26 protein-coding genes, 1 tRNA gene and 1 pseudogene are annotated in these 25,641 nt (G+C 33.7%); 13 read left to right on the forward strand and 15 right to left on the reverse strand.

The window, feature by feature from the left end:
• Window positions 1-95: 95 nt before the first annotated feature.
• The 4 genes from metG to AAE962_RS00470 form a co-directional block, all read right to left on the reverse strand.
• Window positions 96-1,625, reverse strand: a complete 1,530-nt coding sequence (metG, locus tag AAE962_RS00455) for a methionine--tRNA ligase (RefSeq protein WP_343289121.1) — start codon at window positions 1,623-1,625, stop codon at window positions 96-98.
• Window positions 1,626-1,757: 132 nt separating this feature from the next.
• Complete coding sequence (locus AAE962_RS00460) at window positions 1,758-2,150, reverse strand: hypothetical protein (RefSeq protein WP_343289122.1); 393 nt, start codon at window positions 2,148-2,150, stop codon at window positions 1,758-1,760.
• 209 nt (window positions 2,151-2,359) lie between these two features.
• Window positions 2,360-2,686 (reverse strand): hypothetical protein, encoded by a 327-nt coding sequence (locus AAE962_RS00465; protein WP_343289123.1) that lies wholly within the window; start codon window positions 2,684-2,686, stop codon window positions 2,360-2,362.
• Window positions 2,687-2,768: 82 nt separating this feature from the next.
• Window positions 2,769-4,172 (reverse strand): NAD(P)H-dependent flavin oxidoreductase, encoded by a 1,404-nt coding sequence (locus AAE962_RS00470; RefSeq protein ID WP_343289124.1) that lies wholly within the window; start codon window positions 4,170-4,172, stop codon window positions 2,769-2,771.
• A gap of 128 nt (window positions 4,173-4,300) precedes the next feature.
• Between AAE962_RS00470 and coaE the strand changes: the two genes are divergently transcribed.
• The gene (gene coaE / locus AAE962_RS00475; protein ID WP_343289125.1) at window positions 4,301-4,879 is read left to right on the forward strand and encodes a dephospho-CoA kinase; all 579 of its coding nucleotides are present in this window, start codon (window positions 4,301-4,303) and stop codon (window positions 4,877-4,879) included.
• On the opposite strand, the gene AAE962_RS00480 is transcribed toward coaE, so the two are convergent.
• From AAE962_RS00480 to AAE962_RS00500, 5 genes are all read right to left on the reverse strand, one after another.
• Window positions 4,869-6,053 carry a ribonuclease D gene (locus tag AAE962_RS00480; protein ID WP_343289126.1) on the reverse strand — a complete coding sequence of 395 codons (1,185 nt, stop codon included), beginning with the start codon at window positions 6,051-6,053 and terminating at the stop codon, window positions 4,869-4,871. The two genes, coaE and AAE962_RS00480, sit on opposite strands and share 11 nt — an antisense overlap.
• A gap of 84 nt (window positions 6,054-6,137) precedes the next feature.
• Complete coding sequence (locus tag AAE962_RS00485) at window positions 6,138-7,457, reverse strand: dihydroorotase (RefSeq protein WP_343289127.1); 1,320 nt, start codon at window positions 7,455-7,457, stop codon at window positions 6,138-6,140.
• Window positions 7,458-7,571: 114 nt separating this feature from the next.
• Entirely contained in the window at window positions 7,572-10,073 is a 2,502-nt protein-coding gene (locus AAE962_RS00490) for a lipase family protein (protein WP_343289128.1), read from the reverse strand.
• A gap of 91 nt (window positions 10,074-10,164) precedes the next feature.
• Complete coding sequence (locus AAE962_RS00495) at window positions 10,165-10,767, reverse strand: RDD family protein (protein WP_343289129.1); 603 nt, start codon at window positions 10,765-10,767, stop codon at window positions 10,165-10,167.
• Window positions 10,768-10,789: 22 nt separating this feature from the next.
• Window positions 10,790-10,872, reverse strand: a tRNA-Leu gene (locus AAE962_RS00500).
• A gap of 102 nt (window positions 10,873-10,974) precedes the next feature.
• Between AAE962_RS00500 and AAE962_RS00505 the strand changes: the two genes are divergently transcribed.
• Window positions 10,975-12,417, forward strand: coding sequence for a replicative DNA helicase (locus tag AAE962_RS00505; RefSeq protein ID WP_343289130.1), 1,443 nt, complete (start codon window positions 10,975-10,977; stop codon window positions 12,415-12,417).
• Between the two features lie 209 nt (window positions 12,418-12,626).
• Window positions 12,627-13,585 (forward strand): annotated as a pseudogene (locus AAE962_RS00510) (transposase).
• A gap of 198 nt (window positions 13,586-13,783) precedes the next feature.
• Here AAE962_RS00510 and AAE962_RS00515 read toward each other — a convergent pair.
• Window positions 13,784-14,656, reverse strand: a complete 873-nt coding sequence (locus AAE962_RS00515; RefSeq protein ID WP_343289131.1) for a hypothetical protein — start codon at window positions 14,654-14,656, stop codon at window positions 13,784-13,786.
• A gap of 95 nt (window positions 14,657-14,751) precedes the next feature.
• Window positions 14,752-15,123 carry a glutaredoxin gene (locus AAE962_RS00520; RefSeq protein ID WP_006015443.1) on the reverse strand — a complete coding sequence of 124 codons (372 nt, stop codon included), beginning with the start codon at window positions 15,121-15,123 and terminating at the stop codon, window positions 14,752-14,754.
• 68 nt (window positions 15,124-15,191) lie between these two features.
• On the opposite strand from AAE962_RS00520, the gene ribF reads away from it, so the two are divergent.
• From ribF to AAE962_RS00550, 6 genes are all read left to right on the forward strand, one after another.
• Window positions 15,192-16,124 carry a riboflavin biosynthesis protein RibF gene (gene ribF, locus AAE962_RS00525; RefSeq protein WP_343289132.1) on the forward strand — a complete coding sequence of 311 codons (933 nt, stop codon included), beginning with the start codon at window positions 15,192-15,194 and terminating at the stop codon, window positions 16,122-16,124.
• Complete coding sequence (gene lspA / locus AAE962_RS00530) at window positions 16,121-16,597, forward strand: signal peptidase II (RefSeq protein WP_343289133.1); 477 nt, start codon at window positions 16,121-16,123, stop codon at window positions 16,595-16,597. The genes ribF and lspA overlap by 4 nt, the downstream gene beginning before the upstream one ends.
• Before the next feature lie 4 nt (window positions 16,598-16,601).
• Window positions 16,602-17,933 carry a pitrilysin family protein gene (locus AAE962_RS00535; protein WP_343289601.1) on the forward strand — a complete coding sequence of 444 codons (1,332 nt, stop codon included), beginning with the start codon at window positions 16,602-16,604 and terminating at the stop codon, window positions 17,931-17,933.
• Entirely contained in the window at window positions 17,920-19,230 is a 1,311-nt protein-coding gene (locus AAE962_RS00540; protein ID WP_343289602.1) for a pitrilysin family protein, read from the forward strand. The genes AAE962_RS00535 and AAE962_RS00540 overlap by 14 nt, the downstream gene beginning before the upstream one ends.
• 76 nt (window positions 19,231-19,306) lie before the next feature.
• Entirely contained in the window at window positions 19,307-19,531 is a 225-nt protein-coding gene (locus tag AAE962_RS00545; RefSeq protein ID WP_343289134.1) for a hypothetical protein, read from the forward strand.
• Complete coding sequence (locus AAE962_RS00550; protein ID WP_343289135.1) at window positions 19,515-20,153, forward strand: hypothetical protein; 639 nt, start codon at window positions 19,515-19,517, stop codon at window positions 20,151-20,153. Before AAE962_RS00545 ends, AAE962_RS00550 begins: the two co-directional genes overlap by 17 nt.
• Window positions 20,154-20,160: 7 nt before the next feature.
• On the opposite strand, the gene purN is transcribed toward AAE962_RS00550, so the two are convergent.
• Window positions 20,161-20,727, reverse strand: coding sequence for a phosphoribosylglycinamide formyltransferase (gene purN, locus AAE962_RS00555; RefSeq protein ID WP_343289136.1), 567 nt, complete (start codon window positions 20,725-20,727; stop codon window positions 20,161-20,163).
• Between the two features lie 264 nt (window positions 20,728-20,991).
• Between purN and AAE962_RS00560 the strand changes: the two genes are divergently transcribed.
• Entirely contained in the window at window positions 20,992-21,408 is a 417-nt protein-coding gene (locus tag AAE962_RS00560; RefSeq protein ID WP_343289137.1) for a hypothetical protein, read from the forward strand.
• Here the strand turns inward: AAE962_RS00560 and AAE962_RS00565 are convergent.
• The gene (locus AAE962_RS00565; protein ID WP_343289138.1) at window positions 21,401-21,922 is read right to left on the reverse strand and encodes a Na+/H+ antiporter subunit E; all 522 of its coding nucleotides are present in this window, start codon (window positions 21,920-21,922) and stop codon (window positions 21,401-21,403) included. The genes AAE962_RS00560 and AAE962_RS00565 overlap by 8 nt on opposite strands.
• Window positions 21,923-22,025: 103 nt before the next feature.
• Between AAE962_RS00565 and AAE962_RS00570 the strand changes: the two genes are divergently transcribed.
• From AAE962_RS00570 to lgt, 3 genes are all read left to right on the forward strand, one after another.
• A complete protein-coding gene (locus tag AAE962_RS00570) occupies window positions 22,026-22,934 on the forward strand; it encodes an ankyrin repeat domain-containing protein (RefSeq protein WP_343289139.1) in 909 nt (302 codons plus the stop codon).
• An 88-nt stretch (window positions 22,935-23,022) separates the two neighbouring features.
• Entirely contained in the window at window positions 23,023-23,472 is a 450-nt protein-coding gene (smpB, locus tag AAE962_RS00575; RefSeq protein ID WP_343289140.1) for an SsrA-binding protein SmpB, read from the forward strand.
• Window positions 23,473-23,478: 6 nt separating this feature from the next.
• Window positions 23,479-24,270 carry a prolipoprotein diacylglyceryl transferase gene (lgt, locus tag AAE962_RS00580; RefSeq protein ID WP_343289141.1) on the forward strand — a complete coding sequence of 264 codons (792 nt, stop codon included), beginning with the start codon at window positions 23,479-23,481 and terminating at the stop codon, window positions 24,268-24,270.
• A gap of 214 nt (window positions 24,271-24,484) precedes the next feature.
• On the opposite strand, the gene AAE962_RS00585 is transcribed toward lgt, so the two are convergent.
• Both AAE962_RS00585 and AAE962_RS00590 read right to left on the reverse strand, forming a co-directional pair.
• A complete protein-coding gene (locus AAE962_RS00585; protein WP_343289142.1) occupies window positions 24,485-25,027 on the reverse strand; it encodes a hypothetical protein in 543 nt (180 codons plus the stop codon).
• An 84-nt stretch (window positions 25,028-25,111) separates the two neighbouring features.
• Complete coding sequence (locus tag AAE962_RS00590) at window positions 25,112-25,639, reverse strand: phospholipase D family protein (RefSeq protein ID WP_343289143.1); 528 nt, start codon at window positions 25,637-25,639, stop codon at window positions 25,112-25,114.
• Between the last annotated feature and the right edge of the window lie 2 nt (window positions 25,640-25,641).

Raw genomic sequence — 25,641 nt, forward strand, 5'->3', positions numbered from 1 at the left:
ACGCCAAGGCACTTTTTTTGACTCTGTTGAATTAAAAAGGCTAACTACAGAACGGCCAACTCAGTCTAGTATTGTAACGTCTTACTAAGGATTCTTTAAATATCGATCCTCAAAAAAATCGGCGTAGGTTTAGGCAGTGTAATGCCTAAGCTTACGCACGCATTGCACAGAGATTGTAAGTTGCGTTGTTCTTTTGGAATTTGCAATTGATCTAGCATCATTTCTGCTGATTTTGGAATAATTGGCTGCAATAAAATACCAATTATTCTGATGTATTCGAGTAGTTTGTAAATTACTAAATCCATGCGCTTTCTATCGGTTTTACTTAACGTCCAGGGTGCACTTTTATCTATGTAAGCATTGGCCTTGGAAGAGATATTGATAATCAGTAGTATAATCTGGTTAAATTCATACTTTGATAGATGATCCATCACTTGATCAATTATGGCTTTACAATTTGGTAAACTCTCATCATCTTTAAGCAAATTTCGATCAATTGTTGGTACGATTCCATCGCATTGCTTATGCAGAAATGAAATTGTTCTTTGCACTAAATTGCCTATATTGTTTGCCATCTCTGAGTTTATGCGGCTGATCATGTTTTTCTTACTGAAATTACCATCTTGACCAAAATTTGCTTCCCGAAGGAGAAAGTAGCGTAGTTGATCAACACCAAACTCTTCTTCCAGACCAATTGGATCTATAACATTACCAAGGGATTTGGATATTTTTTCTCCCTCGTTTAGCCACCAACCATGAACTGCTATTTGCTTTGGCAGTGGTAAATCTGCTGCAAGAAGAATAGCTGGCCAGTATACAGCGTGAAAACGCAATATGTCTTTACCGATCACATGAACGTTGAAGGAGTTTGTCCAAAACTTCTTATATTCCTCATCTTCTATATTAGGAAAGCCTATTGATGTGAGATAGTTAGTGAGCGCATCTATCCAAACATAAATTACGTGCTTGTCATTCCCTGGTACTTTTATTCCCCAATTAAAACTAGTACGAGAAATCGAAAGGTCAGTAAGTCCTGATTTTACAAACGATACCACCTCGTTTTTTCTGCTCTCAGGAAAGATGAAATTCGGCTGATTTTCGTATAACTCTAGTAATTTATTTTGCCAACTTGACAAACGAAAAAAGTAGCTCTCTTCTTTTATACACTGAACTTCAGCACCTGTTGGTGCTCTGCCATCTATCAACTCCGATTCTTGGTAAAACGCTTCGTCACGAACTGAATACCAACCTGAGTAAGAATCCAGATATATTTGCCCTCTCTCTTCAAGCCTATTCCATAGAGCTATAACTGCTTTTTCATGACGTTCTTCTGTGGTGCGAATAAAATCATCATAATCAAAGTTCATTAGCTCAGCCAATTTTCTGAACGTAACACTTATTTCATCTGTAAATTCTTTTGGCTCTATTCCCTTTGTTTTAGCTGCTTTTTCAATTTTTTGTCCATGTTCATCTGTACCAGTAGTAAATTTGACGTTCCCTCCAGATAGTTTCATAAATCTAGCTGCAACATCACAGATAAGGGAAGTATATGCGTGGCCGATATGTGGCTTGTCGTTTACATAATATATTGGCGTAGTGATGTAAAAGCTCTCAAATTGCTCCATCTTGTAGTGCTTAAAGCTTTATCGTATCTGCACTAGTAATAAAAATCAATACATATCCTACCAGACAAGCAATCTGAAAATCCATTATACCGCTGCGTGTTGCAGCGGTATTCTCGATTAGTAACTTATGCTTTAGCTATTAGCCTTAGCACAACCTCCAAACTGTTGTGTCAGATTAGGAGTAGAAAACAACCCACCAGGTCTGGTGTCATCATAAGAAGGAGCACTTGGAACAGTATTAGGATCTTGAGGAGAGTAAGGAGGAGGTGTTTCACGATGAGAAGAATCTCCAAAGCTATACCCAGGTTTTTGTTTATGATAATCATCTACCGCTTCTTCAGCCTTCTTAATATTTTCTGACTCTTTCTCATGCTTCATATGAAAAGCCACACCACCAGCAAGACACACAAGAGAATTAATGCCAAGGATGACTAAACCCCAAACTGGTAAGACTGGGTTAATAGCGCAACCTATCAAAGCTGCTAAAGAAATTGCACCAACTGCAAATTCTATATTTCTGAACATTTTAAGTTGACTATCTAGATAATCTATTTTTTCTGACTTTTTAGCTGTTTTTTCGCTTCTGTTGTATCAAATACACATTAAAGCATGGAAAGCAACACACGCAACTACAGCCACTATCCCTAAAGCTAATAATTTCCTGCTGTCTTCTGAGTCTTTTTTCTTATCTTCTCTACTTGGCTTGTTACTGCTACTGGAACCAAGGTTATTTATCACTGTAGTATGACCAGTATTACCACTAAACAGGCTACGAAGTAGCAAATAATCCCAAAATCTAAACCTCTATTATTGTGCACATGTATATGTGTAGTCTGAGGGCCTGTAGGTTGTTGCCTACTATCACGTCGATCACTTTCTATATTGTGTTCATTAGTTGGGTTATAGCGCCTAAATTCCTTATACGCATTTTCAAAATTTTTATCACTCCAGTTCTCAATATTTTGCATACCACGAGAACGTAAAAATTCTTGAACATTCTTGTCACTTCCATTTTCTTTTATATAGGCAAGTGCATACCTTTTTAAAACACTACTACACATAAAAATTCCCCCAGAATTAAGATTAAATTAATAAAGACTTATTATAACAGAGTAACTTTATTATTGTCAATTCAACCATACCCTAATACCCAGTTAATATCCTTCCCACAAGTTCTTTTACTGTCGGTACGTAGCCATTTTCATAAAATGGGTCTTGCTTAAATCTGTAAACATTGTGTCCAGAAAACATGAGTTCATTTTCAACATTGCCGTCATGTACAATGTTTTGCAGTGTCTTTTGTATACAGAAACTCCGTGGATCTGGCTTTCGCCCTGTTGAATGGTAACCATGATCTTTCCAATTGCTAAACAGACAATGGCTCAAACATCCCATGCAATTAATTTGATCTTGTCTTATCTCCGCAAATTTGCTTGGTGTCACAAAAATAACAGTTGTATCTGGAGTTTTCATTGCCTCTGTATAACCTTCCTGAGTCCACTTATCTGCCAGTTCTTTGTCTTGTGCAGTAAGGTAAATCTTTCTACCTCTGCTGCCCATTGCAAATTCATTGTTAAACTCTCCGCTTGCACTTTCCGAAAATTTTATTTGACGTGAATTCCTCTCCTGTAGCTCACGTATGAAGTTATTTCTTACTGCAGATGAGTAAAACCCTGTCGGACTAAATTTGTTTAAAAATACGTCACCTTCTTCTAAAGTAAGTAATTTCTTTTTCCACTCCGTAGAAATCGTACTTTCTTTTGTTAAAAGTGGACGAGTGCCAAACTGAAAAGCTATCGGTCCGATTTGCGAATTATCAAACCAATGTTCCCAATCCTTCAAATTCCACACTCCCCCCGCCATAACAATTGGCGTTTCAGAAAGACCGACCTCATTCATGAAAGATCTAAGCTCTGCAACTCTTTCAAATGGAGCCTGCGGTAATTCTGGGTCTTCACTATTACTGAGCCCATTGTGACCACCAGCAAGCCACGGATCCTCATATACTACTCCACCAAATAAAAAAGAAGATATTTTTTGGTAAGCACGTTTCCACAACGCTTTAAAAGCGCGCGCCGATGAGATAATAGGGTAGTAATAAACTTGATATTTAGCTGAAATTTCTCCAAGCCTGTAAGGCATACCAGCACCGCAAGTGATGCCATGAACTAAGCCTTTTGCTTTTTCTAATATGCCATGAAGGACTTGTTCTGCTGCTCCCATTTCCCAAAGCACATTCATATGTATTCTTCCACGGCCCTTTGATATTTCATTCGCTATTTTTGCTTGACTAACTCCAGCCTCAATACTATACTTAATTAATTCCTCATGCTTTTCATTTCTTGTTTTACCTCTATAAATCAGCGGCACCAACTCACCATTGTCATCAATAAGTTTAGCATTTGCACCAGAAAACGTACCAACAGCATCTGCTGCAGCAAATGCCCCACTTGATCTTCCATCACTGATTGCAATGCCTTTACCGCCCTCGACGATTGGCCAGACTTTTTTCCCTGAAATCACTATCTTTTTTATCTTATCTTTCAAAATTTCCTCTCAATCTTTCACTCTATTGTACTGAATTACTAAAAAAATAATAGCTTTTCTACCTATGCATTCAGTTTTAAATAGGCATAGGAGATGCTATAAATATAGTTTTATAAGAAATTTGCTATATGATCATAGGTTTAACAGGTGGGATTGCAGTTGGAAAGAGCTTTGTAGCCAATTGCTTTAAAGAATTTGGTGCCGCTTTGTTTGATGCCGACTCTGTCGTGCACCAGCTTTATAAAGTAAACAAAAACATAATAAGTTACGCAGAAGAAAAATTTCCTGGGGTGATAGTAAATGGTGAAATAGACAGAGCAGTATTGTCTAAATATTTTTTGGCCTACGATGAAAATTGGAAGCAATTTCAATCTTTAGTGCATTCTGCTGTGCATAGTGAATTAGCAATTTTTATTGCTCAGGAGAAAGAAACCGACAGAAAACTCCTAGTCCTAGACATTCCACTCCTACTGGAAACGAGATTCCGTTTATATTGCGATTTTATTGTTTTTATCCATGCAGATAGCACTGTACAAGCTCAAAGGCTTAGTGAGCGTAATATGGATAAAAAAAAGCTAGATCTAATGTCTAGTATTCAGCTACCTATTGAAGAAAAAAAGCAAATGAGCAACTTTATCATCGATACCAGTGCAAATGTTCTTTCTCAAGTGAAAGATATAATAAACTCGTTAGACCTTAACACGTGATACGGTTATTCTCCACAAGATTACTCCGAATCTTAGCTATACTATCAGCAGATTTTACCATTAAAATTTCAAACCTTGAGCCTACATTCAAAAACGATTCTACTGATCTGCCGAAAAAATCATATCTCCATCCCTTGAATAGTTTATCTATCTGCCCAGATATTGAGCCAGCTAACTCAGCTTTTGATGAAATTAACTTTCTTGATATGTTATTTTCCTTACATTTGCTCTCCAAAATAATCGAGAGTATATCAAATACAGATTTATCATAATTATCTGACAGAGTATAATTTTGCTGCACAAATTCCTTCTCATTCTCATTGAAAATATCTATAAATTCTAATAAATCTTCCTCTTTTATATTTTTTGTGTTTCTCTTAAGGTCATCTAAAATGTCATCAATATGTTCCACGTTTTTTTCAATTAAACCAGTTATTACGGCATTATTGACTACCTTATTACGATTTATATTGTAACGCTGTGCTAAGGTCTCTTGCCACTCACTAACTGCTTTAACAGTTAACATCAACCTTGGATTTGCTTCATAATTAAATTTAATCCTCTTCCATGCATCTTTTGGATTATGCAAATACTTATTAACATCAACTATTGATTCCATCTCTTCTTGAAACCAACTCATCCTATTACTTTCTTCAAGTTTATTGCACAATATTTGGTATAGATCATATAGATATAACACGTCGTTTGTTGCATAGTTTAGTTGATCCTCAGACAATGGACGCCTTAACCAGTCTGAATTTTTAGCTTTAATTTTATCCAGTGCTATTCCTTGATATTGCTCTACTACTTTTGAATAACCAATAAAGTCATGATAATAATGGCAAAACATAGCAGCAACTTGGGTATCAAAAATAGGAGTGGAAACACATTTAAACACAGTGAGTAAGGATTCTATATCCTGCCGGCAGCTATGAAACACTTTGATTATTCCCTGATTTAGCATCATTTTCTTAATGAATGATAAATCAATTTCTGGCACTAATGCATCTACAATAAAACTCTTCTCTCCGTAAGAAATTTGAATTAACGATAATTTTGGGTAGTAGGTTAAATTATTTCTAATGAACTCCGTGTCAATTGCTATAAATTTTGGATCTTTTTCCATCAATTCTTTACATGCATTTTCCAGTTCCGATGTCGTACTAATTAGCATATATTTTTTATTCAGTGGCTATATTTTACCACTTATATTAAATCTTTACAATTGATTGAAATTGAGAGCACAATTGTATAATAACTAACTCTTCTGTAAATATACAGTTTTGCCAGACACAACGGTACGTACTACGTGCCCTTTCACTTTGCGTCCACCGAAAGGCGAATTCTTTGATTTACTAGCAAAGTTGTCAACTTTAATTTCCCATTCATGATCCAAATCAACTAAAATTAAGTCCGCTACAAGGTTTTTCTGTATGCGGCCACGTGGCATATGTATGATATCTGCAGGCTTATATGTCAATTTTGCAAGCACATCAAGTAGACCCATTTGTCCACTGTGATATAGTTCAAGTGAAATGGGCAGCATTGTTTCAAGGCCAACAATACCAAATGCAGCATTTTCAAGTAGCAAATCTTTAGAACTAAGATCATGCGGAGCATGATCGGTTGCAATACAATCAATCACACCTGTCTTTAAACCTTCAATCATAGCTAAACGATCTTCCTCTGTACGAAGTGGCGGATTCATTTTTGCGATTGCTCCATGTTGCTTTACTATATCTTCAGTTAAAGTAAAGTGATGAGGAGTTACTTCGCATGTAACATTTAACCCTAAATCTTTTGCACGCTTAATAGCATCAAGTGAATCTTTTGAAGAAACATGTAAAATATGATAGTGTACATTTTCTATGTCCTTCATTAGCAGTATATCACGAGTTACCATAACCGACTCTGACGCACTCAAGATTCCCTTTATTCCCAATTCTTCAGAAATTTTACCTGCATTGATTGCGCCACCAGCAGATAGATTTAAATCCTCTGCGTGTTGAGCAATAGGAACACCAAGCATACTTGAATAAAGCAGTGCCTGTCTCATAATCATTGGATTCATAACTGGCATACCATCATCGGTGAAACCAACTGCACCTGCTTCCTTTAAGAGTGCCATTTCAGTTAATTTTTCTTCCGAAGTGGTGATTTTAGCGTAAAATTCCACATTCACATGCGAAGTTTCAAATGCTCTATATTTCAAATACTGAGCCAAGACAACACTATCAATCGCTGGAACAGTGTTTGGCTGACAAACTACAGTTGTAACGCCTCCTGCAGCTGCAGATTTACTACCCGTATGTATATTTTCTTTATGCTCTTGACCTGGTTCACGAAAATGCACGTGAATATCAATAAGGCCTGGCATTAGAACAAGCCCTTTACAGTCTATTGTTTCATCAACCCCACTTGTTGAAAATAACGATTCGCCAAAATCAACAATTTTATCCCCTTCAGTTAACAATGAACCTTTTATATCAAGTTTAGTTTCCGGGTCAATAATACGAGCATTGGTATACGCAATTTTATAGCCTTCCTTTTGGCCTGTCTGCAATAAACTCCAAATCATATTTTAGTATCAATTATAAAGTATAATCTAAAGTTTTTTTAGTAAAACACAAACAAATTAAAGCGATGGCATAATAACTAGCAATAAAGAGTATTTAAATTACTAACTTAATATCTAAGCAGCTATTCTATAACTACAATTTTCGATTTCTACATTGTTAAATGTGGTATTTGCCTTATAAGAACAGTAACACCCTACTGTAAGAAAAGCTAATGCAGCTACAGCAAGCGAAATACACATTCCTAAATGAAGAATTGTTAGACTTGTACCAACAGCAAGTGCTCCAGATAATACAAAAGAAACAGAAGCATAATTCCCTTGCCTTTTACTGTAAGTTCTTGCTTTCAAGAATTTTTCACTTAGCTCTTCATTCTTGCTTTCAAATTGCTTATGTATACTCTTCTCTAGTACTTCACTTTTGTTTTCAATTTCTTGCAGCTTTGTCTTTAAGTCGTTATTTTCATTTTCGCGTTGCATTATTTGATCAGCGAACGATTGTCTTGCATCATTCAGCTGCCCTTCCAACTGATCATTTTGTGTAGTCAATTGAGCTACCCGACCATTTAGCGTATCAGCAACCTGTGTTAATCGGGTTACTTCATTAGTTTTATCAATTAGACCTTGCTTTGCATCATCCAGCCGCCCTTCCAATTGATTGTTTTGTATAGTCATTTGATCTACTTGATCTTTTAGCCTTCCAATCTCTTTTTTCTTCTTTTCAAGCTGAGCTCTTGCTTCATTAGATTCTTTGCTAAGTTGCATGACTTTACTAGTTTCTTCAGCTAATTTTTGCTTTGATGCTACAAGTTGAACTTCTGTTTGCTCACATTTCCTTTCAAGCTCCCTTGCTTGACTAGACAAATTACTATTTTCCTGTTCAAGTTGAGCTTTTACTTCCCTTAGCCCTACCTCACTCTCTCTGAATTGAGCTCTAGCATCCTTTAGCTCTTTTTCTGCACATTCTACCTTTTCTTCTAGCTTAGTTTTTGCTTTCTCAAGCTTCTTCAGTTGATTAGTCAGATTACTATTCTTTCTTTCTAATCCAGTATTTGTTTCTTTAAATTTTTCTACAGTACCGTTAAGCCTAGTTACTTTGCTAATTTGCTCATCCAACTCTGCTTTGTTTTCTGCAAGCTGATCTTTTGTCCCTTTAAATTCTGCAGTAAGTTTATCTACTTGATCATTGAGTTGATTAGTCTTCTGTTGTTCTTGTGTTAATTTTCCTTTTTCATCATCTAACTCTTTAGTTTTTCCAACCAAACTTTGTTGTATACTATTTAACCTTCCCTCTAGTTGAATTTTTTCATTAGTAAGCTGAGCTACTTTTTGTTTTCCTTGTCTAAATTCCTCTTCTAAATTTGGAGCACGTTGAATTGGTATCTCAGAAAGCTTAATGCCTTCATTTTCTTCTCTGACTTCTTCAAAGAATTCCTTATCATCCACATCAACATATGACAAAACTGCATGGTAAAATAGGCCACAAATATAAGAAATATGACGATACTTAGATGCTTCGCTATCCGATTTAAATTTTTCCTGCTCTATTTTCTCAATAAGGTTATAATAGGTATCGATTTTATGATAGTGTAGTTCTAAATACTCCAGAGTTTTACCTGTTTCTAATTTTAATGGTTTACCTACATGTTTATAGTGCATACCAGCATTACCATGTGGCAAACATTGTACCGGATCTGATTGACAAGCTACTCTAATAGTATTATGTCCAAGACACTCATTGTAAACTTCAGCAGCACCATTGTAGAACACTCTTGGAGAGCCAAAAGTTGCAACATGAACATCTTCAGCACCTTCTGTTTTATTAAGAAATAAAGCAGTTATACTAGCAAGAGCACCTCCCATGCTATGGCCTGTAACATTGATTTTTAAATCTTTGATTGCTAATCCTTTATCATTAGCATGCCCTTGTAATATTTTATGTACGCTGGGCCAAGAACGTTTGAATAGAGAGTAAAAACCAGAGTGAACATAATTATCTCCAGACAAAAATGGCAACTTAGTTAAAGAAGCACGCAGATCTTCCTTCACATCATTTAAATCACGAGTGCCATGGTAAGCTATATCTACTTCGTTATCTTTAATAAAAATATAACCAGCATCTCGATTATATGAATTTTTACCAGTTAAAGCATGGCCAACATCGTGTTGCTCTAATTTATAATCAACATCTGAGCAATATTTATCTTCAATAAGTTCATTATCGTAAAATCTTATAATCTGATAACCTTCTTCTTCAAACTTCCTTTTAGTTTTGTATTTACCTTTCTCTAATTTTCTATCCACATCACCATAGGAAATTTTGCTAAAGGTACACATTTTCCATAATTTTTCTTCATCAAATTCTGCAATTTGCCCTTTTATCAGATCAGCAAGATCAGAAGCATCCTTTAACTCAGCACCTTTAAAATCTTCTATCTTCTTCCATGCTTTAACTAGGTCAGAAGTTCCTAGCCCATTAAGGTCAAAACTTTGAGCTTCTAATTCGTTCTTAAATGGTTCTAGTGCCTCAATTAAGCATTCTTTTATTTCATTATCATCAATATGTACAATACTATCGCTAATAGAATCCATACTTTGATCATGAGTAATACTTGGCATATTTTTTACCTACTATTTTAGTATATCATTAATTAAGCATTTGATCAAATTTATCAATAAAACTATTAAAATTTTCTTATTTTAAACGAATTTAGTTCATTTTATCACACTTAAGACTTTTGTTTGTGACAACTGCTGTATTTGCAATCTTATCGTGCCAAGTTTGGCAGCGTTTATCGAAACTTGCCCATATGAAACCCAAGAATAATGGTGCAGTTGACAATATGAAGGAAAAAAACCTCTTTGTTGCTTGTTTCAGAGTCAATTTTTCAAAAGTTTGTGCATTCACAACTCTAAGTCCAAGTAAGAATTTTCCAGGTGTAGCGCCAAATCTTATCCACATATATGCTACATAACTAAAAAGCATAATAAATTGAACTATCTGATTTAGAACTAGTAACTTTATTAGTTTACTCTGCATTGCTGTTTCCTCTGCATATAGTGGCACCTGCATTTGATATTTTGCAGCAATTTGGCCTAATATTTTACTGCTCTCCGAGCTCATAAAGAGTTGATTTAAGGCCTGACCGCAAAACTGTAAAAATAAAACGATGATGATTAAATCAAGCAGCACTGACAAATAGCGTCTAAGTCCCGTTACGTAACATATTCCATTTTCATCTTTCTTTATCCTCTGAATAGCATTTATAGAAGAAAGAATGGCAAATGAACGATTAAAAAACTTGTGTAACATAAAGCACTTTCCAATGTTTGAGTGCCCCTGGCCGGACTTGAACCAGCATGCTCTTGCAAGCAACAGATTTTGAGTCTGCCGTGTATACCATTCCACCACAGGGGCATATTTTAAGGCTATAAGCAACACAGGATTAGTCAAATTTTTTCTCTTTTAAGTCGAGATTGAATATTCTACAATAATCAATCATTACTCTAAAAACTTAAAATGAATGAATTAGTTAACCTTATTAATTCAAGAGAAGAAATATGTAAATTGCCACATAATTTAGAAGCAGAGCAAATGCTCATTGGTGCAATGATTCGTGATAATAGAATTTGTGATGCAGTTGAAGATATAATTGCAGCAGACAATTTCTACGATCCACTACATCAAAGCATTTTTACCCAGATATCTAAAACCAGAAAACACGGCATAGTTGCCAATGAACTAAGCCTTAAGATGTTTTTTGAAAATGATAAAGCATTTGCCGAATGTGGTGGAGTTGAGTACCTAGCAAAGCTTGCAGCGAAGGCAAGTATTGCTCTTGATATCTATAGCTTGACCAGAATAATCCGTGATACTTATTTAAGAAGATGCTTAATCAAGCTCGGACAAGAGACAATTGACGATAGTTATAACTATGACATCGAAAATCCTGCACAGGTACAAATTGAGCAAGCAATGACAAAATTGTTCAATTTAGCAGTAAAAAAGCAAGGTGAGAAAACATACATAAAGCTTGCAAGTTCAATTAAAGATGTGGTTGAGAAGATTAACAAGCTAAAAAATAATCCAGAGGCTCTAGGTATTACAACCGGACTTCAAGATCTAAACCAGCTTCTTGGTGGTTTGCAGAAATCTGATCTGTTAATTATAGCTGCAAGGCCCTCAATGGGGAAGACAGCATTGGCACTGAACATCGCACTTAATGCTTGTAAGATTTTGCAAAAAAGAACAGACAAACAACACTACGTAGCGTTTTTCTCACTTGAAATGTCAGCAGAGCAATTGACTGCAAGATTGATTACCATAGATTCAGGTATTGGTTATTATAAGGCAATGACTGGGAGAATTAGTGATTTTGAATTACATGAATTCATTAATGCTAGTACAGGACTATCTGAATTACCTTTCATTATAGATGACACTCCTGCTCTATCAATTAGTGCCCTTCGTACCAGAATACGACTGCTATATCAGCTATACAATGTAGAGGTGGTATTTATCGATTATCTGCAATTAATTCGAGGAACAACAAAAAGGAGTAGTGAAAATAGAGTGCAAGAAATTTCAGAAGTGACGCAGGGTTTGAAAGCAATTGCAAAGGAACTAAATATTCCCATTGTTGCACTATCGCAGCTCTCTCGTTCTGTTGAGCAGAGGGATGATAAAAAACCACAACTTTCTGATTTACGTGATTCAGGAAGCATAGAACAGGATGCGGATATAGTAATGTTCCTCTATAGAGAAGAATATTATGAATTAAGAAAGCAACCAAATGAAGGAAGTAATAAACATCGAGAGTGGCAAGAGAAAATGGAGAAAATTAGAAATATTGCAGAGCTGATCATTGCAAAACAAAGAAACGGGCCAATTGGCAGTGTGAAACTACATTTTGACTCCAATAGAGGTGCATTTAAAGACTATACAGAAAGATATAGTCTTTAGCGGTGAGTAATTCTGGAAGTGTTTAACAAACCATACGTGCCAAATTAATTAGCTATCGTAAAATATAGCAATATTTAAGATTGGCATTTTACTTGTTACATTTATTTTTTTAGAAAAATCTATAAATTACTAACTTAAAGGGAACGTTCAAAAAACTGCGTCAAAGCGAGAAGTAAAAATAAAATAGAAACAAAAAATGGAGATTTGACATGAGTCAAGTAAATGGAACTACTGGATTGGTAGACTATAAAGAATTAGAAACAAATATCCTATCATCGGTAGACCATTGATGGGGAGAGATGGTAACAAGGCTACTGGAAGAGAGTCTGGAAGGTACCATTTACCCACTGAAAGAGAAGAGAAGAAACGGAAAAAACTTTGAGGACAAATATTTGAACTTTTGACACCAAGAGATAGAGAGCGAACCACAGATAGTGAAAAAAAAGGTAAACAACTGAACTTGAGGCAAAAAATATCTGCAGCAGAGATATCTGGAATTACAGATAAATTACTACCTATAATCAATGAATGGTGTAGTCGTCCACTACAATCAATATATCCGATAGTATTCATGATTTTTTAAGGTGAAAGAAGACGGTTGTTGTGTAAGTAAGTGCATGTATAACATATTGGGTATAGATCAAGAAGGCAAAAAGGATGTATTGGGTTTTTATTTGGCTGAAAGAGAAGTTCTGGTTGGGGGTATTAAATGAGATAAAAGAAAGAGGAGTAGAGGATATTCTAATAGCTTGTATTAAAAAGTTTTCCTGCTGCTATAAATAGCTAAAGCAGAAATGTATAGTACATCAGATAAGAAATTTACTGAAGCAGCAAAAACTTTCATAAGTGATCTGAAGAAAGTATATCAGTATTCAAGCAGAGAAATTGCTGAAAATTATTTACTCGAGCTGATGGAGCGAAAAATATCCTTTGGTCATAAAATCGTGGCAAAACAATTGGGAAAATTTATTTTAAGTATTTCGGGACATTTAGGCGGATACACTAATCCTATCGATGAGACATTTACTAAAACCAAAGGTTCATTTACCAGCTTGTACAAGTTGGTATATTGTTCTATAAGGAAGGTGGAGGAAAAGTGCTGTACATATTAACTATATCTCAGCTCAACATTTTCTTTCTCCACAGATTGAAAATTGAGTTGAACTAAAAATTCGCTTTGACACACTTTTTTGAACATTACCTAGCTATTTGAATCTGTCTTAAATCAAAACACTATACAAGATACCATACAACGAAATCATCCCAGTGTTAAACGCTGGGATGACAGAGAGCAGCTCAATTGCTCGACTAAATCAGTAAAAATCAGATATATGTAGACATTGGCTAAAACCATTCCAACAACATTTTAGTGAAACTTAACAAGCTTATCTATAGTTTTAGTGATGATTCTTGGAGTATTTGGAGAGACTTCTGAGCCCAGTCTATTTAACCGCTCTATAGCAAACCCGCTGTTCTCATTTATTATGAAATCACATAAAATATTTTCTATATCTTTAATAACACTTTCATGCTTTCTCAGAGGATGGTTATTCGGATATCTATGAATGGTTTTGATGCTAGAATACTCAACGAAAGCTTGATCTTTAAAAGCAAGTTGTCTCAATTTCTCTTTGAATTTTTCTTCTTCATCTCTTGCTAAAAGGCAAGACTTTATCAGTGATTTTATAATCGAGTTTATAGCCTGATGTATTTCAGAATGCACTATAACTTTGATGATATTTTCTTCCACTATGCAATCATAAGTGCTTTTTTCGCTCTCTAATGACTCTATAAGCATTTTGCTATTTTGCGAATTCAATTCCAGATTCTCTTCACTTATAGGAGTCATTATAAAGGTATTCTTATTTACCCTGATGTAAAATTGTGGCAACCCTTTAGAACAGGCAAATTCTACATCCTTAGACTCAAGTGCGTGATTGTATGAAGAAGAAAGGGTGCTTGCTATAACGCTACTTGGTACTTTCATTCCATGATTACTTAGGTGATTTAACACATTCTCAACATCATGATATGTAAAACCTGTATCTTTTATCAATTCAACAACTTCTATGCAATTGTGTTGTTTATACTCTATTGTCACTTCTTCTGTAAAAAGAGTTTTAGCTGCTATATGCTTATCAAGCACTGTGAAAATCTTGATGAAACTCTCTAAATCTTGTTTGTTAATTAATTCAATACTAATTAAGTTTTTGCTAACAATTATAATATTTTTTATCATTTTTTCCCACTAAAAAAACTCACTAGATGAATTGTATTTTTAATTCATTAAAAATTGTTTAAAGTGGGTATGCCAGCAACAGTAAGACAAAAAAATCACATAAAATCTTCATTATGTATTATATTACATCCCTCGTGTTCATCACTGCCACTTGTGTAAGCTGTTGCATTAATGCTATCTTCATTGTTATTTAACATATTATCCAACTTTCCTTCTTTTTCAAGATCCATCAATTTGTCACATCCAGCAATATGATGTACATAATCACCATTTTCATCAGTAATAAAAATTTGTGGAACTGTCCTGACGTTATATTTTGATTTTATACCGTCAAACAAATCCGAGTTTCTAAGTACATCAATTTCTTCGTATTTCACACCTTTTTCATCCAATAACTCTTTTGCTTTCTTGCAGAATGGGCAGTACTTCTTCACATATATTACAACTTTTCCTTTAGTGTTTTTCACGATTTATCTCCATAGTTCATAAAATACAATTATTATATATAAAAAATATATATAAAATATCAAATTGTATGAAAATTATTTACAACTGTGAGAAAGGGATAAAAGATAATGTTGCACTAACTTTCGGAAATTTCGATGGCGTTCATTTAGGACATAAGTTTGCAATTTCCAATCTAAAGAAGGTAGCACAAGAAAGAGGATTACCCTCTGCAGTTTTAACTTTTGAGCCTCACCCATCAACTGTTTTATTTAGTAGGAACAATTTTAGGTTAATAGACCAAGAACAAAAAAAGGAACTAATCAGCAGCTATGGTATAGATTACTTGTATATTATTAATTTTAATAGAGGTTTTTCTGAGGTTAGCTGTGATGACTTTATTGGTAAGATTTTGGTAAAGAAGTATGGTGCTAAACATATAACTGTTGGAGAAAGCTGTACTTTTGGTCACAAACGATTGGGTAACATATTAACTCTAGAAAAATATTCTCAGATGTATGAATATTCTTTAACTAAATTAGAGCCATTGATAATCGATAGAAAAATTTGCTCTTCTTCCTCAATCAGAGAGTGTTTACAAAAAGGCGAAATAGAAATTGCTAATAAATTGCTTGGTAGGTCTTATCAAGTTTCTGGTATTGTAACAAAAGGTGCATGTAGAGGTAGAGAAATAGGGTTTCCAACCATAAACATTCCGATAGAAGATTACATGATAAAACCTAAGCTTGGTACATATTACGCCAAAGTTGCATTTTCTGAAAATAGTTCAAGTTGGCTATATGGAGTAGTCAACATTGGTATGAGACCTACATTTAAGGACTTAAAAAAACCTATAGTAGAAATGCATATATTTGACTTCAACGAAAATGTATATAATTTTAAGGTTGATATACAACTTTTAAAATTTATTAGGGCAGAAAAAAAATTCCATAGTATTAACGAGTTAACAAAACAGATAGAACGTGATATAATGAAGGCTTACCAGTTAAAGATAAACTTATGAAAAGGATATGTTTAGTTATTATATTGATTATAGTATCATTCGATCAAACAAGTAAATTGTATATAAACTCATTGATTGATGAGGGGGAGTCAATCGAGATTACTAGTTTTATGAAATTAGTTGAAGTTTGGAATTCAGGAATTAGCTTTGGAATGTGTAGTACTCTGCCGCATGGCAGCTTCTTTTTTTCGTCGTGTTCAATATTAATAATTGGTATACTTGCATACTTGATATATAAATCTAATGATAAGTCAATTTACCTTAGTTTTTCTCTGATGATTGGTGGAGCGATCGGAAATGTAATTGATAGAATCTATTGGGGCGCTGTATATGATTTCATATATTTTCATATCAATGATTGGTATTGGCCAGCCTTTAATTTAGCTGATCTATCTATAGTTTGTGGAATGTGTACATTGTTATATAAGTGGTATATATATGATAGGTCTATCTCTAAGCAAAATGAGAAATGAAATAATGCTTCGCAAATTCTTTAGTTTTTTTATACTATCTGTGTTTTTTTTCATTTGTCCGATTTCTTTGGAAGCTGAAATCATAAAACATGCTAAGCTCAGTAATGGATTGGATGTTTATGTAGTACCTAATCACCGAATTCCAGCTGTTTTTCATGCAATAATATATAAAGTTGGGGGAATGGATGACCCAATTGGCAAAGCAGGATTGGCTCACTACTTTGAACACTTAATGTTTGAAACTACAGGAAAATTTAAAGACATAGAATCCACTTTGGGCAGCATTGGGGCCCAATTTAATGCTTTTACCACTAAAGAATACACCTGCTACTACGAATTAGTTCTCAAAAAAGATTTACCACTAGCAATGGAAATTGAAGCAGATAGAATGGGCAATTTTGATGTTACTCAAGACAAAATAGATAGAGAAAAAAATATCGTATTAGAAGAAAGAAAGATGAGATTTGATAATAATCCTGAAGCTTTACTATGGGAAGAAATGAACAGTGCATTTTATCGTAATGGTTATGGTAGGTCTGTTATTGGTTGGGAGAGCGATATTAAAACTTACAATCAAGATGACATAACAAGGTTTCATGATAACTATTATCATCCAGGTAATGCTATACTGCTCGTTGTTGGTGATGTAGAGTTTGAAGAAGTAGCGGAATTAGCAAAGGAAAAATATGGTGCAATTAAAGCTGAGCCTGTAGTTAAGCATTACCCGAACCAAGATTCAATACATAATGCAGATATATCTGTAATTTTAGAAAGCACTGAAGTGAAAGAGCCAGTTTTATACTTTCGCTATATTGTTCCTTTATTTGAGCAAATAAGTGAAACTTTTCCTGTCAATTTGGCAGTTGATGTTTTGGGAAATGGCAAGTCTAGTAAGCTATATAAAGATTTAGTTCTAGATAAGAATGTAGCAGTAGAAGTGTTTGCTTATTATAATAGCTTAGCTTTTAGTAATGGTTACATTGAGATTCGGGTAACTCCAAAAAGCGGGGTAGATTTGGATGCTGTTGCAAGAGAGTTAGAAAATTCTATTAATCATTTTACCTCTGAAGAAATAACAAGTGAAGAGTTGCAAAGCACAAAGTCTAAATACAAAGCAGCACAGTTTGATAATCTATCTGATTTAACTAGTGTAGCAATATTTTATATACCACGTCTAGCACTAGGTATCCCACTTGATGAAATAGACATTTCATATAGCAAAATTAATGATGTCAATCTGAAAGATGTAAATCAAAAAATTCGTACTATTTTTTCTACTAATAAATTAGTCGGCTGTTTGCTACCAAAAGGAGGTAATAATGATGAGAGTAAGTAAACTTTTATTTCTACTTTTTTTCTGTCTGGGCTTTAATTTGCAGGCCAGCAGCCACCTAAATATAGAGGAGGTTACTACTAATAAAGGGCTTAAGTTTCTGTTTGTTGAAAACCGTGATTTACCAAAAGTTTCACTCAATATATCATTCAAAGATGCAGGTTGCGTGTATGAAAGTGCAGAAAAGCAGGGGCTTGCTTGGTTTACTTCTCTTGTAATTCAAGAAGGAGCAGGAAAAAATGATGCCAAAGCTTTTGTAAAAAAGCTTGAGGATAAAGGAATTAGTTTAAATTTTATTGCTGGTTTAGAAGCATTTAGGGTTTCATTAAATACTTTATCTGAGAATCTAGAGGATGCAATTTCACTACTGAGTGATTCTATAATGCGTCCTAAAGTTGATCCTGAAGGATTGAATAGAGTTTTTGAAAAAGCCAAAGTAAATTTTAATAATTTTGAAAAAGATCCTTATTTTATTGCTGCAAAAGAGTTGGATACGTTGTTGTTCAAAAAACATCCTTACTCAAGAGATCCATATGGAACTCTAGAAACTATAATGAGCATTACTAGAAATGATGTTTTAACATACATAAAGCGTAGTTTTACTAAGGATAATATCGTTATTAGTATTGTTGGTTGTGCAACAAAAGAAGAAGTTAGTACGCTGCTCGATAAATATTTATCTAAGTTACCATCAAAAAGATCGAAAGTTAGGAAGGTATCTGTAAAAAATGAATTTGGGCCTGCAGAAAGTAAGAGCGTTTTTATGGATATACCACAGAGTGTAATACTTTTTGCTCAAAAAGGCATAGCATATGAAGACCCTAATTACTATAATGCTAGTGTTTTGATTAATGCGCTTGGTGGTATGAGTCTAAACTCAATACTGATGAAAGAGTTGAGACAAAATCTAGGTATTACTTATGGTGTTAGTGCACGTAATCTTCCTAATAAGCATGGAAATATTATATCTGGATTTATGAGTACTGATAGTTCCACTGCTAGCAAAGCTATATCAGCAGTAAAAGATACATTTAGCAGAATAAAAGAGGAAGGAATTGACGAACAATTATTCAAGGATGCAAAAACCAGTTTAGTAAATAACCTTATCTTCTCTTTTCTATCCAATAATGCGAATACAGCAACGTTACTGGATAGTATGCAGATAGATGATCGTGATATTAACCATATAAATAATTATGCAAATATCATTAATGATGTTCAATTGGAGGAAGTAAATAAGCTGGCAAATTCTTTGCTTGATCCCGAAAATTTATTTTTTGTTAAGGTTGGAAGAAAGTAAATCATTACTACAGCATAGTTGAAATTTTAACCATTTTTCTTTATAATTTAGATATATGATTGACTTTTATGTTCAGGTGAAAAACGATACTGCAAGAGAAAGCAAAAAAACTCCAATTGCTTTGTTAAATCTTTTAATAACGATATTTTCTGTTATCAACACAGGTGTGTTGATAATCATCAAGTTGATAGATATTACAAGTCAACAGATAGGTATGGCGGGCATAATGCTTGGTAATATTGGCACAGGTGTTTTTTTTAGCTCAGTATCCCTAATTTTTAATCATGTACTCTTTTTTTGACTATTTTAGAGAAAAAAGCTTATATAAAAAATGTAATTACAAGAGAACATTAGAACAAAAAAGAAGAGATAAATATAGAATTCAAGGTATTTGTTGGGATATTCTGTGCGATATATTATTTTTAACAGGCGCTGCAGTTTCTATTTCTTTATTTAGTAGTCCTATAGTTCTTTTTGTTACTGCACCTCTTGTTACATTGGGCTGTATAGTAATGACTGGTAACATAACTAACTCTATTTATCATCAAGTTAAAAACTTTAAAATTCATCTTTCACAATTTTCAAAAGAGGAGCAGAAAGAGCTGTATATAGAGATGAAAAAAGAAATAAATTTATCACGCCTTCATATAATTATAGCAAAAGTACTACCTGATGTATTAGTATTAGCAAAATTGCACGCTAATCATGAGAATAAAGAAAGACGAAAAGAGGTTCAGCATTTAAAAGAAATGCTGAAAGAAGGCAATCGAAAACCAATCGACGATGATACATCTGATAAGGTTATTGAAATGAAAAAAGAAAAACATATCGAGCAAAAAAGCTCCAACCCTAAAGTTCCAACACACCTTTCTCTGGATCAAGATGTAACAAAAAGAAAAAGCAGTATCACACGATCTTTCTAATTTAATATCACTTAGCGTTACTTTCTGCTATTGATCTTACTGCTTTTACATAACACTTATGCTCTTCAGCTAGAATGCGCTCTGAGAGACTGTGAACATCATCATTTGGTAACACTGGAACAGTAGCTTGAGCGATTATGGCTCCAGCATCAATTTCATGAGTAACATAATGCACAGTACATCCTGTAATTTTTACACCCGCTTTCAGAGCTTGCTCCTGAGCATTTAGGCCCTTAAATGACGGAAGTAAAGAGGGATGAATATTTATAACTTTGTTATACCATTTATTCAGGAAATTGGCCTTTAGAATTCTCATAAACCCTGCAAGGCAAATTAAATCAACCTTATGTTGAACAAGTATTTCATGAATTTTATCAGTATTAAGTGGCTTATCTTCAACAACAAACGCTGAAACTACTGCTTGCTTTGCTATTTTAAGGCCTCCAGCTTCACTATTATTTGTGATAACACACACAGTTTTAGCAGGGAAATTCTGATCTTGACATGCTTCTATTAAAGCTTGCATGTTTGATCCTCTACCTGAAATTAGTATTCCGAGTTTTATCTTTTTCATTTTAGTACAGCTGTAAGAATGGACATTAATAAAATATCTCAAAAAGAAAGTTTATTTTAGAATAAATACTATTGTGCAGCAATATTTTACACTGCTGGATAACATGGAATTAAAGAAATCATTCAGTTTGAAGTAATTTTAACATTTAATTTTAGGAATATTATACAATTTATGGTAAATAAATGCATATTTTTATGGCTGCGTTATTATTTATTTAACAAAGTATTAGTATAATTTACTACTGAATTAAATGGAGAAAATTCAATGAATAAATTACCAAGCAATGCAAAAACAAGCAAGTCTCAGGTTACTCAGTGGGAGGTAATAAAAAATTGTGAATATTCTGATAATTGTTTATCAAAAGTAGTAACTTTATACGTTATTAAAATGGCGGAATTATCAGATATTTATACGAGTAATGAACCTGAAATTAACACTATACTTACAAGAATAAGCATAACAAGTGAAAATGCATTTTTAAATAAGGTTGTTGATATTGAAATTATGAAGGGCATTTTTCCGTACAAATTCAACAGCAAGAAGAAAAATAACATATCAAGGATAGAAGATTTGTACAATTATTTATGTTCTACTGTTATTGATAGCCTTCCAAAAGAAATGCTTGAAAGCCTAACAAGAGAATACAGAGATGCTGTTAACTTATTTAAAGCAATTACTTAACTAGGTGTAGCATTTTTAAGACTTTACCTTCTATTTCAGAAATGCCACTTTCAAGATCTTTATCTATCAAATATATGGTAGATAAATATGTTTTCTGCTTTTTTTCAACATTGATAGTTAAAGTTCCAGGGGTAATCGTAACCGAGTTAGCAAATAATGCAATGGTCTTATCATTATATCCTGTGCATTTTCTTACAATAAAAATTGGCTCAACTGTAGATTTGAATCGTAGTACCTTTTTTGTTACATAAATACTTGATAAAATAACTTGATACATTAGCCAAGGTATATAACTTATAAGCTGATAAAATGACAGCCTACCACTATCATTTAGAATTTGACTAAGGGCACTTTCAGCATTGATCAATCTTCTAAAGATAATGGATGTGAACACAGAAGAAAATACTCCACAGAGAATAAAAAAAGGCTCAAAATAACCAGACAATATAATCCATAGAGAAAACAAAATCACAAATGATAGAGAAAAAAACTTAATATTTTGTCTGACTTTCATGATTTGGAGTATAACTTAAATGATTTTTTAGGAAAATAAAAAGTTCTTGATTTTTGTGTCAAAGATCATAATAACCAGGTTATTTTAATAAATAGTAGAAATTATGACGCTTGATGACTTTATAAAAATTCTTGCAGAAGTCAATGATACTTCAGGTTTAAGCAAAAACAACATAATTGAAAGAATAAAAACAAAATTAGAAAGAATTGATTTACGGAGGTGGGAAGATAGTGGATTTAATATCAATCATATATTCACTACAGATAGTGCTGTAGAAACTACATTGCTGCATTTTGATGCTAAGAGTGGCTATGAGAACATAGTAAGAGTTCTAATTGCATGTGGAGCGGATGTTAACGTGCGGGACAATGATGGGTGTACTCCTTTACATTTTGCTGCTGAATGGAATCACAAAAGCATATTAGATATTTTTATTGAAAGTGGAGCAAATGTTAATCCGTGGGACAATGATAGATATACACCTTTACATCTTGCTGCTGAAGGTGGCAATGAAAGTGCAGTAGGAGCTCTAATTGCATCTGGAGAAAATGTTAATGCGCAGAATAATGATGGGCATACTCCTTTACATTTTGCTACTGAAAGCGGCAATGAAAGTACAGTAGGAGCTCTAATTGCATCTGAAGCAGATGTAAATGTGCAGAGCAATAATAGATATACTCCTTTACATTTTGCTGCTGAAGTTGGTAATGAAAATATAGTAAGGGCTCTAATTGCATCTGGAGCAGATGTTAACGCACAGAACAATGATGGACAAACTCCTTTGCATCTTGTTGCTGAATGGGGTTGTAAAGGTGTAGCAGAAATTTTAGTTGAAAATGGTGCGAATGTTTATGCGTGGGACGATAACGGACACATTCCTTTACACTCTGCTATTGAATGGTGCTGCAAAGATGTAATAAGCTTTTTGTCGAGTAATCCTAGTCCTAGTACTGAAATGGCAGTAGGGAGAGTGGAGCAAATTACACTTGCAGAAAGATTGAAGTTTTTTTAACCACACTTGTATTTACTTAGATAATTGTTTTGTTATGAATTAAACCAAAAGTTCTGTAATATATTGAAGCTTAAAGATATCTTTAGATATGGAAGTTATTGCAGAAAATAGAAAATCAAGGTTTGAATACTTTATCTTAGAAGAATTTGAAGCAGGTATGATTCTCTTAAGTAGCGAAGTGAAATCACTAAGGGAAAGAAAAGCAAACATTTCTGATGCTTACGTTACTGAAAAAAAAGGTGAAATATGGCTAAACAATATTCATATCGCAGAGTATAAAGCTGCAAACCAAAAGAATCACAAGCCAAAAAGAGAACGAAAATTGCTTTTGCATAAAAAAGAGATAAATAAGCTAATTGGTCAAATCAAAACCTCTGGAATAACTGTTGTGCCACTTTCTATCTATTTTAATGATAAAGGGTTGGCAAAAACTAAAATTGCCATTGTGAAAGGAAAAAAACTCTACGATAAGAGAGCAACCATAAAGCAGAGAGAGTGGGACCGTGAGAAAAGTAGATTGTCTAAGAATAATTTGTAGTAAAATATGTCTTTAAGTCCAGTTATTTTTAGCATAGGTCCTGTTTCTATATATTGGTATTCTTTAGCATATGTTTTTGGTATAGTTTTTGCATATTGGTATTTACATAAGCTAGACAATCAAAAAATATTTACTAAGAATTTTTACGATTCGCTATTAACAACTACTATTATAGGCGTTATTCTTGGAGGAAGGCTTGGCTACGTGTTGATATATGATCCAGTTTTTTATATAAGCAGCCCTATTGAGATATTAAAGACCTGGGAAGGAGGGATGTCATTTCATGGCGGCGCTATAGGAGTTTTGCTTGCAGTAATAATCTCCTGTAGAAGACATAACATTCCTATATTTTACACACTGGATCTAATTTCTTGTGGAGTTCCGATAGGTTTACTTCTAGGCCGCATAGGTAATTTTATAAATGGAGAGTTATTTGGCAGGGTTACAAATATGCCGTGGGGTATGATATTTCCAGAAAGTGGTGATAATTTGTTGCGCCACCCAAGTCAACTTTATGAAGCATTTTTAGAAGGAGCGCTACTTTTTGTAGTTGCAAATTCACTGTTTTTCTTGACTAGAGTGAAATTGTATTACGGTGCAACAACTGGTATTGCAGTTATGTGGTATGGAATAGCACGTTTTGTGGTTGAATTTTTCCGCGAGCCAGACTATCAAATTGGCTATTTATGGTTCAATTTAACTATGGGACAATTTCTTTCTATACCTATGATTTTGCTGGGAATGCTTATATATTTAGGTGCGTTGAACTTAAGATTTAATACGAAATCTGTTCAATAGAGAAAAGGTAAGTTTAATCGAAAAATATAGTGGAAGTTTATTTATTCCATACTATGTAGAATTATGTGAATTTTTTGTCTTGCAGAGAATAAATGTAAGACCAGCAAACCTTCGTTGTATAGCTATAAGAAAAACTTAGTAGCTACTGACCAAATTCATTACTAAGTAGATATTCATTTTCCACCAGAATATTCCTGATTGAGAAGATACTTTATTAAAACATATTTTTAAATTTTTGCCAAAACCCTGGTTGATTATCATTAACCTTTGTGAAGGCTATGTTTAAACTGTATCTCGGATCATTTGGCATATCATATCTAATATTCAGTATTGAAAATTTGTTTTTATTATGAACAGAAACATCGTCATATGATAACTTTGTCGTGTAGCACTTTATATGTTTTTGCTTATCATATACTATATCACCTGATTCCCCTTCTAGTTCTACAAATTTAGTTTTTTTCTGACATTCTTTTATTTTTATTAGATCCTCGTTTAGTGATATTGAAACCGGTAGTGTATTCCCAGCATACTCTTTAGCTAAAAGCTCACTTTGAGGATACATTTTTATTTCCCTTCCAAAATGTGAGTCTATAAAATTATTGCTCCAAAATTTGTCTCCAGAATGTACATATTCTTCAGTAGCATACGGTACACCACCATAATTGCATTGAACTTTGTAATCTCCAACACCATTATTTTGAAAAAAATCATGAATGGCAGCGTAACTATCAGCAGCATCATTTATGTAATCCATTACCTACCACTTAAAACCTTTTAATTTATTATATCACAAGAAATTAAATCTATCAATAAAAAGACTTTTTTTGATATCAAGTATCTAGGGAGAATATTGATAGGATTGTGACATTCGTATTTCCCAGTTCTTCACATACTGCTGGACTAATTCAGGATAATTTTCAATAATTAATAAATTTTCAGCGTTTCCCTTTTCATCTGTCTTACTGAGGTTAAACGATCCTGTGATGACTTTTTGATTATCAACAATTATTACCTTATTATGAGCAATTTTTGGCTTATTATCGATCCAAATCGGTATTCCATTTGAAAACAATTCTCTTATGACACTATATTTTGAATGGAGTTGTGATTTATCTAAGACGACTTTAACATCAACACCAAGCTCTTTGGCGTTAATCAAAGATTTTGCAACTGTTCCAAGAGTAAATGTATATTCTTGAACTAAGATAGATTCTTTATATTGGTCTATCTCGCTGATTATCGGTACAGCACAGTCTTCTTCAGGTGAGAAGCAAACTGTTGCTTTTGGGAAAGACGAGGATATAGGACCCGCATAGTAATACAGAGAAAAACATGCCGACAAAAATAAAAGATATAAAAGCCTCACAA

This window comes from Wolbachia endosymbiont of Encarsia formosa (assembly GCF_039540065.1).
Taxonomy (GTDB): Bacteria; Pseudomonadota; Alphaproteobacteria; order Rickettsiales; family Anaplasmataceae; genus Wolbachia.

Bases quoted from the DNA above. Each gene is read 5' to 3' on its own strand.
- AAE962_RS00565 (WP_343289138.1), bottom strand. From the start codon at position 21,922: ATGAAAGTCAGACAAAATATTAAGTTTTTTTCTCTATCATTTGTGATT.
- AAE962_RS00490 (WP_343289128.1), bottom strand. From the start codon at position 10,073: ATGCCAAGTATTACTCATGATCAAAGTATGGATTCTATTAGCGATAGT.
- AAE962_RS00535 (WP_343289601.1), top strand. From the start codon at position 16,602: ATGCTTCGCAAATTCTTTAGTTTTTTTATACTATCTGTGTTTTTTTTC.
- AAE962_RS00560 (WP_343289137.1), top strand. From the start codon at position 20,992: ATGAATAAATTACCAAGCAATGCAAAAACAAGCAAGTCTCAGGTTACT.
- lspA (WP_343289133.1), top strand. From the start codon at position 16,121: ATGAAAAGGATATGTTTAGTTATTATATTGATTATAGTATCATTCGAT.
- AAE962_RS00465 (WP_343289123.1), bottom strand. From the start codon at position 2,686: ATGTGTAGTAGTGTTTTAAAAAGGTATGCACTTGCCTATATAAAAGAA.
- AAE962_RS00570 (WP_343289139.1), top strand. From the start codon at position 22,026: ATGACGCTTGATGACTTTATAAAAATTCTTGCAGAAGTCAATGATACT.
- ribF (WP_343289132.1), top strand. From the start codon at position 15,192: ATGAAAATTATTTACAACTGTGAGAAAGGGATAAAAGATAATGTTGCA.
- purN (WP_343289136.1), bottom strand. From the start codon at position 20,727: ATGAAAAAGATAAAACTCGGAATACTAATTTCAGGTAGAGGATCAAAC.
- AAE962_RS00485 (WP_343289127.1), bottom strand. From the start codon at position 7,457: ATGATTTGGAGTTTATTGCAGACAGGCCAAAAGGAAGGCTATAAAATT.
- AAE962_RS00480 (WP_343289126.1), bottom strand. From the start codon at position 6,053: ATGCTAATTAGTACGACATCGGAACTGGAAAATGCATGTAAAGAATTG.
- AAE962_RS00460 (WP_343289122.1), bottom strand. From the start codon at position 2,150: ATGTTCAGAAATATAGAATTTGCAGTTGGTGCAATTTCTTTAGCAGCT.
- AAE962_RS00505 (WP_343289130.1), top strand. From the start codon at position 10,975: ATGAATGAATTAGTTAACCTTATTAATTCAAGAGAAGAAATATGTAAA.
- AAE962_RS00585 (WP_343289142.1), bottom strand. From the start codon at position 25,027: ATGGATTACATAAATGATGCTGCTGATAGTTACGCTGCCATTCATGAT.
- AAE962_RS00540 (WP_343289602.1), top strand. From the start codon at position 17,920: ATGAGAGTAAGTAAACTTTTATTTCTACTTTTTTTCTGTCTGGGCTTT.
- smpB (WP_343289140.1), top strand. From the start codon at position 23,023: ATGGAAGTTATTGCAGAAAATAGAAAATCAAGGTTTGAATACTTTATC.
- AAE962_RS00515 (WP_343289131.1), bottom strand. From the start codon at position 14,656: ATGATAAAAAATATTATAATTGTTAGCAAAAACTTAATTAGTATTGAA.
- AAE962_RS00495 (WP_343289129.1), bottom strand. From the start codon at position 10,767: ATGTTACACAAGTTTTTTAATCGTTCATTTGCCATTCTTTCTTCTATA.
- coaE (WP_343289125.1), top strand. From the start codon at position 4,301: ATGATCATAGGTTTAACAGGTGGGATTGCAGTTGGAAAGAGCTTTGTA.
- metG (WP_343289121.1), bottom strand. From the start codon at position 1,625: ATGGAGCAATTTGAGAGCTTTTACATCACTACGCCAATATATTATGTA.
- lgt (WP_343289141.1), top strand. From the start codon at position 23,479: ATGTCTTTAAGTCCAGTTATTTTTAGCATAGGTCCTGTTTCTATATAT.
- AAE962_RS00550 (WP_343289135.1), top strand. From the start codon at position 19,515: ATGTACTCTTTTTTTGACTATTTTAGAGAAAAAAGCTTATATAAAAAA.